The 15,372-nt window shown below is 44.6% G+C and carries 11 protein-coding genes and 1 pseudogene; 4 read left to right on the forward strand and 8 right to left on the reverse strand.

The window, feature by feature from the left end; genetic code table 11:
• Positions 1–4: 4 nt before the first annotated feature.
• On the reverse strand, positions 5–895 hold the full coding sequence (locus CAP50_RS06110) for a LysR family transcriptional regulator (RefSeq protein WP_100749387.1): 891 nt from the start codon (positions 893–895) through the stop codon (positions 5–7).
• A gap of 135 nt (positions 896–1,030) precedes the next feature.
• On the opposite strand from CAP50_RS06110, the gene CAP50_RS06115 reads away from it, so the two are divergent.
• Together CAP50_RS06115 and CAP50_RS06120 are read left to right on the forward strand one after the other, a co-directional pair.
• On the forward strand, positions 1,031–1,522 hold the full coding sequence (locus tag CAP50_RS06115; protein ID WP_075102373.1) for a CidA/LrgA family protein: 492 nt from the start codon (positions 1,031–1,033) through the stop codon (positions 1,520–1,522).
• A gap of 9 nt (positions 1,523–1,531) precedes the next feature.
• Positions 1,532–2,230, forward strand: coding sequence for an LrgB family protein (locus tag CAP50_RS06120; protein WP_075102372.1), 699 nt, complete (start codon positions 1,532–1,534; stop codon positions 2,228–2,230).
• A 10-nt stretch (positions 2,231–2,240) separates the two neighbouring features.
• On the opposite strand, the gene CAP50_RS12925 is transcribed toward CAP50_RS06120, so the two are convergent.
• Together CAP50_RS12925 and CAP50_RS06130 are read right to left on the reverse strand one after the other, a co-directional pair.
• On the reverse strand, positions 2,241–2,522 hold the full coding sequence (locus tag CAP50_RS12925; RefSeq protein WP_100749559.1) for a transposase: 282 nt from the start codon (positions 2,520–2,522) through the stop codon (positions 2,241–2,243).
• The gene (locus CAP50_RS06130) at positions 2,405–2,767 is read right to left on the reverse strand and encodes an IS630 transposase-related protein (protein WP_100749388.1); all 363 of its coding nucleotides are present in this window, start codon (positions 2,765–2,767) and stop codon (positions 2,405–2,407) included. The genes CAP50_RS12925 and CAP50_RS06130 overlap by 118 nt, the downstream gene beginning before the upstream one ends.
• 47 nt (positions 2,768–2,814) lie before the next feature.
• Between CAP50_RS06130 and CAP50_RS12610 the strand changes: the two genes are divergently transcribed.
• A complete protein-coding gene (locus CAP50_RS12610) occupies positions 2,815–2,925 on the forward strand; it encodes a DUF4298 domain-containing protein (RefSeq protein ID WP_241900675.1) in 111 nt (36 codons plus the stop codon).
• Positions 2,926–2,967: 42 nt separating this feature from the next.
• Here CAP50_RS12610 and CAP50_RS06135 read toward each other — a convergent pair whose 3' ends face one another.
• From CAP50_RS06135 to CAP50_RS06150, 4 genes and pseudogenes are all read right to left on the reverse strand, one after another.
• Positions 2,968–3,582, reverse strand: a complete 615-nt coding sequence (locus CAP50_RS06135; protein ID WP_075102370.1) for a DedA family protein — start codon at positions 3,580–3,582, stop codon at positions 2,968–2,970.
• 117 nt (positions 3,583–3,699) lie between these two features.
• Positions 3,700–3,834: a hypothetical protein gene (locus tag CAP50_RS12875; RefSeq protein WP_274539908.1), complete on the reverse strand. Its 135-nt coding sequence runs from the start codon at positions 3,832–3,834 to the stop codon at positions 3,700–3,702.
• 287 nt (positions 3,835–4,121) lie between these two features.
• A pseudogene (locus CAP50_RS06145) lies at positions 4,122–4,394 on the reverse strand (transposase); the annotation flags it as partial.
• A 124-nt stretch (positions 4,395–4,518) separates the two neighbouring features.
• On the reverse strand, positions 4,519–5,580 hold the full coding sequence (locus CAP50_RS06150; RefSeq protein WP_100749389.1) for an RNA-guided endonuclease InsQ/TnpB family protein: 1,062 nt from the start codon (positions 5,578–5,580) through the stop codon (positions 4,519–4,521).
• Positions 5,581–6,033: 453 nt separating this feature from the next.
• Between CAP50_RS06150 and CAP50_RS06155 the strand changes: the two genes are divergently transcribed.
• On the forward strand, positions 6,034–7,215 hold the full coding sequence (locus tag CAP50_RS06155) for an acyl-CoA dehydrogenase family protein (RefSeq protein WP_100749390.1): 1,182 nt from the start codon (positions 6,034–6,036) through the stop codon (positions 7,213–7,215).
• Between the two features lie 320 nt (positions 7,216–7,535).
• Here CAP50_RS06155 and CAP50_RS12615 read toward each other — a convergent pair whose 3' ends face one another.
• Complete coding sequence (locus tag CAP50_RS12615; protein WP_153045432.1) at positions 7,536–15,353, reverse strand: ESPR-type extended signal peptide-containing protein; 7,818 nt, start codon at positions 15,351–15,353, stop codon at positions 7,536–7,538.
• Between the last annotated feature and the right edge of the window lie 19 nt (positions 15,354–15,372).

Below are 15,372 nucleotides of genomic sequence, written 5' to 3' on the forward strand. Positions count from 1 at the left end.
CTGGTTATATGTTTTTTCTTATGTTATCAAGCCAAGCTCGCATACTTGGTGTAAGCAAGCGATGACGACGCCAAGCCATGACAAGCTCCCATTTTAACTGAGGTTGGGTTAGTGGCAAGCAGACTAATCCTGTCAAATCCAACTTTTGAGTATAATATTGAGGCAAAAGAGTCACACCCATATCCTGTTTTACCATGTCAAGAAGCAAGTGCCACTGATTGGTTTGGCAAATAATATTAGGTTCAAAACCTAGTGATTGACAGTTTTCTATAATCATTGGAGTAAATGATGAATTGGAGGTAAATAAAATTAGGGGTGCATTTGATAGTGACTTAAGTGTTACATTGGTTTTTCGCTTACCCATACGGTTTTTATTTGCTACGACCACCACTGGATAGCAACATATCGACGAGTAGTCAAAATCATCGTCAATCGGCTTCATCAATGTTGCCACATCAAGTTGCCCCTCTAGAAGGGCCTGCTTAAGTGACTCAGCACCATCTTCGATAAGTGAGGTTTCTATACTAGGATGCATTTGGTAAAAGTTAAAAATAGCTTTGCTTAGTATTTCACTGCCTAACGGTGAAATCCCCAGACGCAACTTACCACCTATTAATTGCTGATAATCTACTACTGTTTGTTCAAGATTATCTGCCTTTTGTAAGATATCCACTGCTTGAATATAGAGGTGTTCGCCAATTTCCGTTAAATTAACTAGCCGCTTTTTTCTATGAGTCAACGGCTTATCAAACAGAGCTACGCCTAAATATTCTTCAAGGTTACTGATGGATTTGGTAACGGTGGGTTGGGTTAGATTGAGTTGGATACTAGCCTGAAGAAACCCACCTGTTTTTACGACTGTCACAAAGCAGCGTAATTGCTTGAAAGTTATCATAAATAATAGACCACATTTAAGAGAAAGAACGAAACTTATTATATAAATTAGGAATAAAAATAAAAATATAATTCATAATTTATGACTAGGGTATTTTTATAATAAGTAGTCTCTAATCAACAAACAACAATTATTATGCGTAATCCTAATATTCACTTATCCCTATCCTTTGTAGCTGAAAAAAAACTTAGACTTCAACAGTTCTGTCGCCAATCATGGCTTCATGTCCTTATGCAATGCGCTATTATCGCAGCTGTCTGGTATTGTGCTGCGATATTGGTTGAGTTATTGCATTTACCCGTATCCTCAGGCGTCTTAGGAGTATCTTTAATGCTGATCTTATTAATGAGTGGTGCTATCAAGGTTAACTGGGTCAGACTGGGGGCAAAATTTGTTTTGGGTGAATTAGTATTAATGTTTATTCCACTTATGATGTCAATACTTCAATACAAGGCGCTATTTATCAGTAAGGGCTGGCAATTAATGCTGACAATTATCTTAAGTACCGCGATGGTGATGTTAAGCTCAGCATTCACTTTTATTATGGTGCACCGTTTGCAACGTAGATTGTATCGACATCAGATTCATAAAGCCCAATTAAACCTAAAAAATAATGATAATGCGTGAGGGTTTGCGATGAATATCTGGTCAATCCTTTGTCTCATTTGGACATTAGCTGCTTATTATATGGCTAAAGTAATCTATGTGCGCTATCGAAAATCTTGGCTAAACCCAGCTATCACGGTTCCAGTAATAACGCTTTCATTAATGATTATCTTTAATATCTCTTATGATACTTATTGGAAGGATACAGCTTGGATTGTGCAGTTACTTGCCCCCGCAACGGTTGCGTTTGCTATACCTATTTATGAATATCGTCGTTTAATACGTCAACATGCTTTGGCTTTGACCGCTTCTATAACTGTTGGGATGGTGGTGGGAGTCTTAAGCATATACCTATTCACTGGTTTGTTCCATTTTGATAAGACCTTGACCTATAGCTTGATGGCCCGTTCAATATCGACACCATTTGCGTTAGACTTATCTGAAAAAATCCACGGATCTTCCTCTTTAGTTTCATTGTTTACTTTGATCACAGGGATGGTGGGAATGATTTTAGGGGATATGATTTTGACTTTTTTTCGTATTCGCTCACATCTTGCAAATGGAATCGCATTTGGTAATGCATCACACGGTTTTGGTACAGCCCGGGCAAGTCAGCGCAATGAGGACGAGGGCGTTATAGCTAGTTTAACAATGATTTTAGCGGGATTGTTTATGGTATTCTTAGGCCCTTCATTAATACATGGCGTAATGTTATTTGGGCAAGTTTAAACAAATATAGTCAATCCAACTTAAAGTTGTAACAGCAGACATTGCTGAATAAATGATTTACATTATTCTCACCCCAGCCTTGCCTGAGCGTTTTTACTTCAGTCCACTTCTTCTCAATCGGATTTAGATCAGGGCTGTAAGGCGGTAGCCATAGAATACGGTGACCATGTCGGTTTAATAGCTTTTCGATACGTTTGTTCTTATGAAATCTGGTACTCGAGCATAGCTCTCCCTTTGCACTCGGGCAAAGCAGTGCTTTATCTTCGCTTTCATGGCAACTTCTACGCCGGATTTACTACAGCCCAAACGAGCAGCTCTTTCATAGTAGTAAGCGTCAGGATAGTCAGTAATGTCTTGTTTTAGGGCATCATTAGGTATTTTGCGCGGTGCTCTGACGATGGGCTTGATAATGATGTCTTTTTTCCAGTTAATAATGGTGGTGGGACTCATGTCATAAAGCTTGGCTGCGGTGCGCACGCTCATGCCTTGTTCAAGAGACTGTAATACCTTTTTACGAAGGGTAATGGGGTATGTCATGGTAATTAGCGAGCTGGAATTTAGAATTATCGTAATTAAGCACTCTGGTGAGGCTCATTTCTATCTTTAGCGAAGACGGTATCTGGAATGCGATGACAGAGCATCAAGAGCAGGCGATTACTTGGATGCGCTTAGGGCCGGACGCTATCGACAAGTAAATCAAAGCGTTAGCACTTAGTGATTATCGGCCTTCGCATTTATTAGCGTTTATCAGATAAACGTCGCTTTACAAACCAGCCAATAATAATGACAACGATAAGGATGCTAATACCTGTCGAGTAAGGGGCGAGCGTCGATTCAATAACCTCGTAGTTTTGGCCCATATAGTAACCCGCGAGCGTCAGACCTGTCGTCCAAATGCTTGCACCAAGTGCGGAGAGTCCCAAAAACGGTAGCATTGGCATATTATTCATACCGGCAGGAATCGAGATAAACGAGCGGATACCAGGCACCATACGACCAAAGAATACCGCTTTTTTACCGTGCTTATCGAACCATTCATTGGTAGCTTTGATATCGTCAGGTTTTACAAAAACAAATTTGCCATATTTTTTGGTTAAGGCTATCAAGCGCTTTTCGTTAAACACGCGGCCTAAATAGTACAGCGGTAACGCACCAAGTACCGCGCCAAGCGTCCCTGCTAATATGGCAAGTATAAGATTAAGCTCACCATTTGAGGCGGCAAACCCAGCAGCAGGCATAATGACCTCAGAGGGAATAGGCGGAAAGACGTTTTCGGCAAACATGGCAAAGATAATGCCAAAGTAGCCAAACTTCGCCGTAATAGAGAGTACCCAGTCACTGATTTGACCCATAAAAAACCTTTAAAATAGTATGAACAATATTGCTGCTAAGCCGAATCTTTAGGCAAAAGATACTAGCTCATCAGAGGTTTTTCAATTTAGAAGGTTTTATCTGCTGTGCAAGTTTCGTTAACGTATATCTAAATCATCAGCGTAGGCAAATAGCGCCGGCGCGCCGCCGGTATGCCAAAATAAGACGTTATCGGTTGCTTTGATTTGCTCGGTACATATCACAGTGACAGAATTCCATTGGTATTTTATCATATTTACATCCTGATATATGAATACCTCCTTACCATCAATATATTTGGGTGTACCTGCAAATTTTAATTTCATTTTACTGTCTCAGTTAACTTTTCCACGCAGATACTATAGCGCCCCATTCTCTGTTTATAGCATCATATTCTCTTTCTTGCACAGAATCGTGCATATATAGTTAGCTGAATGTAAAACTGTTATGGATTTAAACGCGCTACTGGTATAAATTTTACTTGCGTGCTGCGTTCCCAGGGAAATACCCCCAAATTTAAAACACCAAATAAGTAGAAATAAGCTGCCATATTAAGTTTCTGAATCGGCGTAAAGCCACCATTACCTATATTGGGTCTTTCGTTATTATAGTGATACAGCCAAGCTTCAGCCTGGTGCCGCACTTGATCTAAACTATCAAATAGTTCTTGATTAAGCCAGTCATAACGCACTATCTTATTAAATCGTTCAATATAAGCGTTTTGCTGAGGATTGCCAGGCTCGATGTATTCGATAACGATACCTTGCTTAGTTGCCCAATCCTTTAAATCATTGCTGATATATTCAGGGCCATTTGTAGTGGTCAAATATTTTTAGACAGTACTTAAGATGTTTTTGTTGAAATAAAGTCTCAATGCTCGATCTAAGGCTTCTTGACGGTTTTGACTTCCTCCCCTCCCTAAACGGAGGGTATTCCTACTAAAGACGGTCAAGCCCGACCGCGAGAATGTTTTTTGCTCCATTAACATCTCTGTTATGGGTCGTTTTACAAGAACGACAAAACCATACTCTTATACCAAGACCTTCTCTACCTTTCGGACTGTCTTGGCGGGAGCCGCAACACGAGCAGGTTTGGGTGCTGTACGCTTCATTGACTTCGATATAGTGGCAACCTGCGTTCGCGCATTTGTAATCCAGTTGCCGCTTAATCTCAAACCAACCCGCGTCATAGACGGATTTGGCCAGTTTGGATGAAGTGAATGAGTTTGATTTGATTTTACCAACAACAATTAAGCTGTTGGCTTTAACAAGCTTTGATGTGAATTTATGGATTAAGTCTTGACGGGTATTTTTAATCTTGGCGTGAATGGCACGGACCCGCTGTTTGTTTTTAGCGCGTTGGGCAATGGCCAGTTTTTCAGCATATTGATGGGTGACTTTGATTTGTAGCTGATCACCCTCACTACTGACTGCCGAATCCTTGCAGCCTAGATCAATACCGACTTGACCCGTGCCACACTTAATCTTTGGAAATTCTTTGACGATGATACAGGCGTACCAGTGGCCCCGATTGTCTTGTACCAACTCACAGAGGGCTAGGTTATAGCTGTCCCACAGATCAATGATCAGCTTTTGACGGTTAGCGAGGCTAAATTGTAGGGTGCTTTTTAAAGACTTTTTACTGCTTTGGCGCGTACTGATATGCTTAATCGCGGTCTTTTTAAAAGGAATCCAGCCCAAACTTCTACGTTTGGCTTTAGAATTATTGGTACGCCAGTTGAGTTTGGCTTTTTTGAATTGTTTACGGCTTTTGGCATGGGTTTCAGAGATGGCTTGTAGGGTTTGGCTGTGCAGATTTAAGTATTCGCCACTGCCTTTGGTATAGTCTGCCAAGTCATAAGCTGAAAAGAATTTGCCTGTGCGCTGTAAATGTTTAAAACTAAGCTCATTGACGTAATTCCAGACAAAATTAACTGACCCAGCCAAGATATTGAGCTGAGTGGCGTGTTTGTCTTTGATGCGTAGCTTGAGCGTTTTCATGGAATAATTATGATCTCAATGTATTTGGGTATCAAGGTATTCGCCATACTGGGCGACAATGACTGACGCCTGATGCCTGATATCCACGCCCTAGAAGAATGTAGATATCAGGCGCTGGATGATAAAGTGCGGTACGTGACATAGTCTTTCCATCTTAGCAACGACCATGATGTCGAACCATCATGGTCGCTCTCAAAAATTGAATGGTTGCTCAACTTTATCTTGTCTATACAGGCGAGTGCAGTAACGTTCGTTTACCGTCCTAACTTATCCTACGCTTATTACCGTGATTACCTTCACTAAATATTCATTATATTCAAATTACCGGTTGTATAGTAGTCGACAGTTGGTTATTCTTTGAATATAGAACGTTATATATAAACTCTAGAATAAAGCACAACTTATCGGTTTTAAAAAACAAATTCGTTTTACTAATGATAAGGGTCGAAAAATATGAGCCAAATATCTTTTCCATACAGCACACCGATTAGGCCTGCTAGCGCAGCAGATGAGACATATCATTTGGCACTTGCTCACCGTGAGGAGACAGAAAACCTTAGAAAGATTGCACCCGCTGTGATCGAGCAGCTCTCAGCCCGCCATTTATTTAGGATGGGTTTACCAAAGTCACTGGGAGGCTGGGAAGACAACCCAACCGAGACCTTAACAGTGTACGAAACCTTGGCAAGCGCAGAAGCGTCAGTGTCTTGGATCGTTTGGAACAATCATCTGGCGTGTACCTTTGGACGGTTTTTGGACAGCTCGGCCAGGCAAGAGGTCTTTAATAATCCTGAACATATCTATGCCAATTCGGCGCGTCCTGAAGGCGTCGCCGTCCAATACGCAGAGGGCTACACCGTATCAGGTCGCTGGACGCTGGTATCTGGCTGCGAGCTGGCCGATTGGTTTGTCCTACGATGCCGAGTCACCTCTGACGGAGCGCAAGCCCCACTCAGCTCTGGTGCCAATCTAAAACTGTTTTTTATCCCAAAAGCTGACGTCGATGTGATTGACACTTGGCATGTCGGTGGACTAAGAGGGACAGGCAGCCATGATATTGTGGTCACAGAAGCCTTTGTAAGGCCTGAATATGCAATCGATTTTGATAGTCCTATCGATACCGACAATAAATACAACCGCCTACCTATAGGGTGTATCAATGCTGCTGGCTGTGCAGCGATGGCGCTAGGCGTGCTAAAAGCTGCCACCGATGAGCTGATTGGTCTGTGTCTTGAGAGAGTTACCGCTGGTAAAAACCCAGATCTACGTGATCGCGCCACGGTACAAGCGGCCATCGCCAAAAGCAAGACTCTGCTGGCTGCCAGACGCCTACAGCTACACAGTAGCGTTGAGACATTATGGAATGAAGCTGTGAAAAACAACACTTTTACCGACACACAGCTTGCCGATGTCTGGGCAGCGGCTTGTGAGGCGGCAAGAGCATCTAGAGATATGGTGTCTGAGATTTACGCGGTGGCTGGTACTGTCTCGCTATATAAGACCCATAAAATTGAAAGAGCGCATCGCGATATCTATGCGATTTTACAACACGGTATCGTGCAGCCGCACTGGATGAATCAAGCAGGCATGGCTTATGTTGGCCTGACGCCGACAGCACCCATGTTCCGAATTTGACAGCAGTCTGTCAGCGTTTTTGGGCTGTTTATGTGGCCAAAAATGCGCGGAATATTATCGCTTTATATAGTCGACTCTAAATAAGTCACATATAGTGAGTTCAATATAAAAACGATACAGTGAGACTGGGATAAATTTTACGCAGTACCTATCGGCGCAGGCACAGCACGCAAGGAAAATTTATACCAGCTCCACGTTGATATAGTGTATCTGTTTTATTTAAAACCGACTGACATGATAAAGAAGCAAGACATCAGGTGCCTTGCTTCTCTTTTTTATACTTTATGAAAACAGTATTTTATAAAAACGGTCACGGCTTATTAGTCGAAGTGGAAACCTGCACCAATCGAGCCGCCTGCATTGCCTTGCGTATCTGCAGTACCATTTATTTTCATGACCCAACGACCGTCATTGGAGAGCTTAGAGAAGCCGATGGCCACTGCACTCTCGCCGTTGTAAGTACCGACACCGCCGCTAATCAAAGACTTACCAGAGATATAAGCTTGCGGTAGAGAAGACATCGCCATGGCCGCTGAGATACCTGCGTTTGCATCGTCTTCGACTTCGCCGATTTTGTAGCCTAGATCGCTCATGCTGTTGTTTAGCCTGCTATCGAGTGCACTTAGCTGACCAAGGTTGACAGCATCTGTCGCTTCGACACCATCGGCGACACCTGTAATACTCTTGCCACCTGCATACAGACCATCTGCCGTCATACTTGGGCCGTCTGTGATAGTGACACCGCCACTATTGATGGTCGTATTACCTGTACTGACACTATCTACGCTGATATTGCCATTGAGGTCAAACAAGATGCTACTGCCCTGCGCGGTGGTGGTGATGTTATTACCACCGGTAAAGCTTAGGACACTGTCATCACCAATAGGCTTGTTGATGTTATCTCCACTATCAGCGCCAAAGTTGAGACCGGTATCCAATCTATCCGTATTGCCTTGAATATTGGTCGTATTGGTGCTGATATTGGTGGTGTTGGTAGCGATATCAGCCGTATTGGCCTCAATATTGGTGGTATTGGTGGCTATACTTTCATTGATAATGGTCTCGCCTTGCTTGATCGAGGCAATCGCACCATCAATACTGCTTTGACCGGTACCGCCGATATTGGCATTGGTGAAGGTGCCATCTTCAGGGTTGTAGACGGTATCCCCACCTATTAGGGTACTGATACCTGCACCTTGTGCATAGAGCTGGCTACCATTGATAGCATCTGAGCTACTGGCCGAGACTTCTCCGCTCATCACATTTGTGACTTTGGTGTCAGCGGCATTGATACCCGCTTTGGTCATACTTGGTCCGCCGACGATGGTCAAGCCGTCATTGCTCAGCGTACTATCGCCTGCTTGTACGCTATCGATGGCGATGTCTCTGTTCAGCTCAAAGCTAATGTCATTGACGTCTGCTGCTCGACTTGCTAGAGGTGATATACCATTGCCCGCAATCGTTCTTGAGATCGTGATATTGCCATCTCTACTGTTTATATCAACAGCACTGCCTTGTTTGACCATGGTAGCGCTATCACCTTGTGCACTTAAACCCCAACCTTGATCCAAAGCAAAGGTGGCTGCTTCTAACTGTCCAACCGTAGCAGCATCTGTAAAGTCGATACCGGCGGCGACATTTGTGATTCGATTAAAGCCGTTATCCAAACCATTATTAGTCAATCTAACGGTTCTATTCGGCGCATTATCGGACACAAAGGTAAAGCTATTGTTTGTCATGAGGCTACTACCCACTTGCATACGACCTTCATCACCCAAGTTTAGCTGATTGTTTAGCCGAACCTGAACGCCTGCGGCAGATGCCAGTGTGGTGATATTACCATCACCTGTGACATTGATGGTCTCCCCTAACGCAAATTGCTGGTCGTTAGCAACATTACCATCACCGATTTTGATGCCTTTGGCAATGTCTTGATTAGTTTTAAACAACTGGCTACCGTTGACCACATCTCTACTGCCAGCGTCCAGCAATCCATCAGCGACGTTAGTAATCTTGTTGTTGCCGTTGTTCAGACCATTGTTAGTCAGCGCTACCTGATCGTTATCGCCATTATATACAGTAACACCTGCATTATTCACCTGAGTGTTTCCGGTGGTGACGCTGCCTGTATTACCAAGGTTGATATCTTTATCCAATCTGATGTTCAATGTGTCATCGCCGTCAGCAGTAACGCTGATGTTTTTCGTTGCTGGATCAGCGTTGATGGTATCGTCACCTTTAACAATGAGCTTTTGACCAAGTTTACGGTTGACATCGGTACCACTGTCACCCCCAAAGTCTAAGCCTTGGTTGATAGTCGCATTGGTTTGATTCAGCTGGTAGACATTGACGGCATCAGTATCATCCTCACCAGCAGTAAGACCCGTAATTTTACCGGTATTCTCAGCGTTGATGGTTACCTCACCAAACTTCGGTGAATCAGCCATTTGAATTTCAATACCACCATCTTGTGTCGCAATCGTATTGATATTGCCTGATGAGTATGTACCAACCGCTGTTTTACTACCAACAATCTGCATCTCTTTATTTAGGTTGCGAGTAACATAACCAACAGCTGGGTTGTCGTTACCAGAGAAGCGTAAACCATCATCTTCTAACGTCGCTATGGTACGACTATTACCGTCACCATCTTCGTAACTTAAACGCGTGACGTCTGTGTCATCATTAAATACGTCGCCAGACTGGATTTCTGGACGCATGGTCAGCGTTGGACTCACACCGTCTATCCCTGCAGGACCCGTTAGACCAATAGTGCCATCAGCGCCATTAATCGCTACGCCAGATACACCGTCAGCACCATTCACACCGATGAAGCCATCTACACCATCTTCACCGTTTAGACCTAGTCCACCAACACTAAGGTCGTCGCCTAATGCCACAACCAGGTTATTATCTTCATTGGTTACGCTAATATTACCGTCACCGTTGATCGTAACGACGTCGTCTGGTTTGACATTGCTCTTCGCGCCATCACCAGAATCCGTACGGACAAACCACCCTTTATTGGCTGTTTCGTTGACTTCATTTAATTGATCAAGGTTCACAGCATCAGTACCATTGACACCTTTTCCAAGATTGGTGATTGTGTTGGTTGGGTAATCCTCGTCATCAGTGTTGGAGCCCATATCAATGCCTGAGCTGCTGATAATTGGACCGCCTTCATTGATGGTGATGCTATCGAGATCCGTTAGCTTCTTAGCCATCATTAGATTTAGCTTACCGTTATCACTGTCAACACGTAGGTTAGCACCTGATGCATCAGCAGAGTTAGCCAACGTACCTTCGATGTTCAAGGTTTCGTTGAGCTGCTTGGCGATGGTAGCACCCTTGTTACCCGCAAACTTTATACCATCTTCCATGGTGGCGACTTGAATATCGTCGATAATGATACGTGTAATACCGTCCTCACCATTCACACCGGGTACGCCATTGGTGACACCGATGGTACCTGAAGGACCTTGCTCACCGTGAAGACCTGCAGGACCCGTTAGACCGATAGTGCCATCAGCACCATTGAGAGCAATACCAGATTGGCCGTCAGCACCATTCACACCGATGAAGCCATCTACACCATCCTCACCGTCTAGACCTGGGCCACCAACACTGAGGTTGTCGCCTAAAGCAAAGTCGATTTCATTATCTGCCACTGTAGTGACGATACTGCCATCTGCACTGGTGTATTTAACTGTCTCACCAAGTTTAACTTTATCTTTAGTTTCACCAGGCGCTAAGGAAGCATTGTCAGCCGTGATTTCGAAACCTAGATCAATGATAGTGCCACTAAGGTCTGATAACTGCTCTTGAGTAGCCGCCTGTCCACCAGTATAGGTGATCGTTGGATCAAAGGTTCTATTGGTTAGACCTGAGATTGTACCTGTATCACCATTGATCTGTACTGGATTATCAGTACCAACGTTCACCACTGGAGCTAAGCCAAGCTCAATACCGTCGCCTGTAGAGAGTGGCGTTGTGGTTAAGTTGCTATCTGTATTGAGCTTAATCTCTTCTCCTAAAGCGAAGGTTTTCTCAAGACCATTATTGACGTTGAATTTGATGCCTTTAGCAATGTTGGTAGTGTTAGTAAAGGTACGAGTATCTAAATTACCCAGTGCATCACCGACACTGCTGTAGGTGCCGCCATTGAGTGCATAGCCTGGAGCACTCACCGTTCCATCAGGCTTGACCATTGAGCCACCACCGAAATTATCAGCAATAGATTGTGCGTTATCAAATAATTGGCTACCGTTGATACCATCAGTTGAGGTAGCAGTGATGTCGCCTTTGTCTACGTTAACGACTTTTCTATTGCCAGCATTAACACCGTTAGTTGTAACGCTTGGGCCACCAACAATATAAAGCCCAGTGCTATTTAGATTCGTAATGCCAAGCGGACTTGCTACCGTAACACCAGTGAGGTTGATTGAAGTACCAGCCAATGCATTGCTGGTTGTCATACCATAACGGTTAACGTTAGTCACAGGACCTAGACCAAATGGTGTACTTGTACCCATTTTGATACTACCATTAGTGTCTAGGTCTAGATTGTTATTGAGCACGACTTCAACTTTGCCACTGTCTACTTGTGTAGTAATGTTGCCATTAGAGCCTATGATATCAATTGTTTGACCTAGGTTTTTCTGGACGGTATTAGTATCAGCAGCTTTGATACCGAAGCCTAAGGTAGTCACATCACCAATGGCATTTTTTACATCACCGATGTTGGCAGCGTTGTAATCATCACCAACACCACTGGCTACATTCTTGATTTGTTTGTCACCAGCGTTGATGCCATTAGTAGTCATGCTTGGGCCACCAGCAATGATGAGACCATTAGTGTTAAGTACACTGTTGCCCGTCGTTACGCTACCGTCAGCATCAAGATTGACTGTTTCAGCTAGTTTTATAATTAGACCACCCGTTTCATCTGCTTCGACACCAAGATTGCCAGTCGTTAGATTACCTGTTGCACCACCAGTGACGCTGAGAGTTTGGCCAAGTTTACGAGTGGCCGTACCAGTATCACCTGTGAAGGTGAGAGGAGTTTGTAATGCCTCATTGATAGCTGTAAATGCGTCGCCAACATTATTCACCACAACACCCGTGCCACCATCAGCAACGGTATCTACGTTACTTGGATCAGTAAACACAAAATACTCAGGAGTTTCATAAGTGCCAGCCGCATCCGGGTCATTAGGATCAGGGATATAGTTACCACCAAGGGCGGCCATATTACCTTCAGCCATGATGGTATTAGCAGTGACGTTCTTATTGGTCTGGAATAACTGACTACCGTTAATAGCGTCAGTGCTAGTAGCATCCACGACACCTGGGGCGACGTTTTGGATTTGACGTTCAGCACCCACAGAGCCAACCGATACCGTTCTAGCGCCACTAGTTAAACCTGCAACTGGTTGATTGTTTATGGCAAAAGTGCCGGTATGCTGTGCTGCAGTAACGGATTGATGCCCCAAAGCGACGTTACCTGGCTGCCCTGCGATAGCAGCACGACCTAAGGCTGTGGCATTGCTGACTGCACTCGAGGCCTGACCAATAGCCGTACCGCCAATCTGAGCAGTGGACTTAGAGCCAAGCGCTACTGCGTAGTTACCAGACGTAGCGTCGTCACCTAAAGACGCAGCGTGGTTACCAGAACTTGATCTCACACCAATTGCTAAACCATTTCTGGTACTAGCCGCAGCAGTGGCACCGCGACCAATTGCAATACTGTCCTCGCCGTTAATTACAGCACCTTCACCCAGAGCGATTGAATACTTGTCACTGGCGTTGATTGTGACGTTATTACCTAATACGAAGGAATTGTCGGCATTGATAGTATTGTTATTACCCACCGCATAACTACCTGTACCGCTAATATTATTAGGGTCACCAAAGGCACCTGAGTTGTCGCCATTGACGATGTTACCTGTACCGATTGCGATACTATTGACACCGCTCGCTTTTGCTCCATCACCGATAGCCACACTAGACTTACCCTCAGCTTTGGCTTTCATACCCTGTGCGATTGAGTTTTCGCCGAACGCTTTTGCATCCCGGCCCTGTGCGATCGCACCGGACTTAGTTGCCTTAGCAAAATAGCCTTGCGCCGAGCTGAAGTTACCTGTCGCTTCAGCGTGAGTGCCTTGTGCAATGGATTGACTTCCGGTCGCCTTAGCATTTCTGCCTTGCGCGATTGATTGGTTTCCGGTCGCCTGTGCATTGTCACCTAGTGCGATGTTACTTTCCTTGGTTGCTAGAGACTTATTACCGATAGCCACACTAGACTCACCACTGGCAGTAGTACTATACCCCACGGCTACAGTATTCTTTTCAAGTGCTTTAGCCTCGCGTCCTAAAGCTGTACTATACACATCAGTCGAGACAGACTGACTTCCTATCGCTGTTGACCCTTTTTTGGTTGCTGCTGCCGCATCTCCTATTGCAATCGCAGCATAACCCGCGTTAGCAGCATATCCTATCGCGGTGGAATGTTTTTGATGTGCATTAGCTTGATAACCTAAAGCAATTGCGTTTCTATCTTTAGCTTGTGCTTGGTAACCAATCGCAGTGCTCCGCGTGCCCTCAGCATTAGACTTTGTTCCCAACGCTGTCGCATTTTCACCTGTCGCTGACGCATCAATTCCAGCTGCCATTGCATCAGCACCAGTCGCACCGTCATTATTGTAATTGCCACGAGTTGAATCTGTACTATTGACACTATAGAAATGTGTCTTGTTGGCTGCAACTGTAGTAGTTAAGTCTTTAACAGACTCATTGGTGGCATGCAACTGACTACCATTAATACCATCTGTACTGGTTGCACTCACCTCCCCGCTAGCGACATGCTTGATTTGACGCTCACGCTCTTCTGAGCCAACAGAGACCTGTGCTCCTTTATCATTGGTCGCACCAGCATAAAAATAATCTTTATTACCAATAGTAAGTTTCTCTTGGTAAGTGGCATCATTAAGCGTGGTGGATCCTGCACCTAAAGCAACCGAACCATCTTTACTTGCTGATGACCCCATACCAAAGGCTGAAGAGGCAACACCATCTGAGGAGGACTGTACACCAACAGCAGTAGATAAGTGACCTTTAGACAGCGCTTTTGACCCAATGGCGATGGAAGCAGCGCCACTGGCCTCAGTGTTTCTAGCATAATACGCAGGCTCTACAAGGTTACGGCCAGTGTAAGTCTTAAATACCGTATTCACACTGCCAGTGTTGGCACCAATATTTGAGCTGCCATCCAAGTTGGTTTCAGAGGCGGCGTTTAGATCATCGCCACCGATGGCGATAGCAGAGCCTCCTGTGGTCACCACATTTGCGCCAATGGCGATAGACTGCTCACCACTAGCGCTGGTAGGCTTGCCATTAGCCACACTACCGATAGCGATACTTTGACTACCAGCCGCACTGGCGTTTCGACCCATGGCCATAGCGTTTTCGCCAGTAGCCCCTAGATTGTCATAATTACTACCACCTGTGGAGTTGACGCTGTAGTATTTGGTTTTGTTGGCAGCAATTGCATTGTTTAAATCGCCGATATTGGCAGCGTTGTTATCGTCGCCGGCACCGCTTGCTACATTGGTGATTTTATTGCCACCGTTATTTAGTCCACTATTGCTTAAGGTGACATTGTTGATAGGATTAATTGCTTTGATGGTCATCCCTGAGCTATCCACCAAGGTGTCACCCATTTTTAGGCTACCATCTACGCCTAGATTGACCGTTTTATCTAGCTTTACGGTCAGTGTTTTGCTGTTTTTATTGGCAGTTACATTGATATTTTTGCTGCTTGGATCGCCAGCTACCGTCTCACCCCCTTTGATTGTCACTGTATGATGGAGCCATTCATTGGTATAAATTTTAGGCGTAGGATCGTCACCTGCAAAGTAAAGACCAAGCGCACTGGCTGGCATCGCGACACCAGCAGCCAGCAGACCGAGTCCTATAGCGCTCACATGCCATTTTTTGACAGAAGTGGTAGCTGTGGTATTAATACGAGCATTGGCACTGACGCTAGATTTAGAGGACTTGCCACGTGCTTTGGCATATTCACCAACGGCGACAAAACAATTTAAAGCTTCATTCCATATGACTTTATAGATGCGGTTCATGATGCGTACTCCCTTACAT

The organism is Psychrobacter sp. L7, assembly GCF_002810365.1.
Lineage (GTDB): Bacteria > Pseudomonadota > Gammaproteobacteria > Pseudomonadales > Moraxellaceae > Psychrobacter > Psychrobacter celer.

Coding starts and splice junctions, on each gene's coding strand:
- CAP50_RS06110 (WP_100749387.1), bottom strand. CDS start 895: ATGATAACTTTCAAGCAATTACGCTGCTTTGTGACAGTCGTAAAAACA.
- CAP50_RS06115 (WP_075102373.1), top strand. CDS start 1,031: ATGCGTAATCCTAATATTCACTTATCCCTATCCTTTGTAGCTGAAAAA.
- CAP50_RS06120 (WP_075102372.1), top strand. CDS start 1,532: ATGAATATCTGGTCAATCCTTTGTCTCATTTGGACATTAGCTGCTTAT.
- CAP50_RS06130 (WP_100749388.1), bottom strand. CDS start 2,767: ATGACATACCCCATTACCCTTCGTAAAAAGGTATTACAGTCTCTTGAA.
- CAP50_RS06135 (WP_075102370.1), bottom strand. CDS start 3,582: ATGGGTCAAATCAGTGACTGGGTACTCTCTATTACGGCGAAGTTTGGC.
- CAP50_RS12875 (WP_274539908.1), bottom strand. CDS start 3,834: ATGATAAAATACCAATGGAATTCTGTCACTGTGATATGTACCGAGCAA.
- CAP50_RS06150 (WP_100749389.1), bottom strand. CDS start 5,580: ATGAAAACGCTCAAGCTACGCATCAAAGACAAACACGCCACTCAGCTC.
- CAP50_RS06155 (WP_100749390.1), top strand. CDS start 6,034: ATGAGCCAAATATCTTTTCCATACAGCACACCGATTAGGCCTGCTAGC.
- CAP50_RS12615 (WP_153045432.1), bottom strand. CDS start 15,353: ATGAACCGCATCTATAAAGTCATATGGAATGAAGCTTTAAATTGTTTT.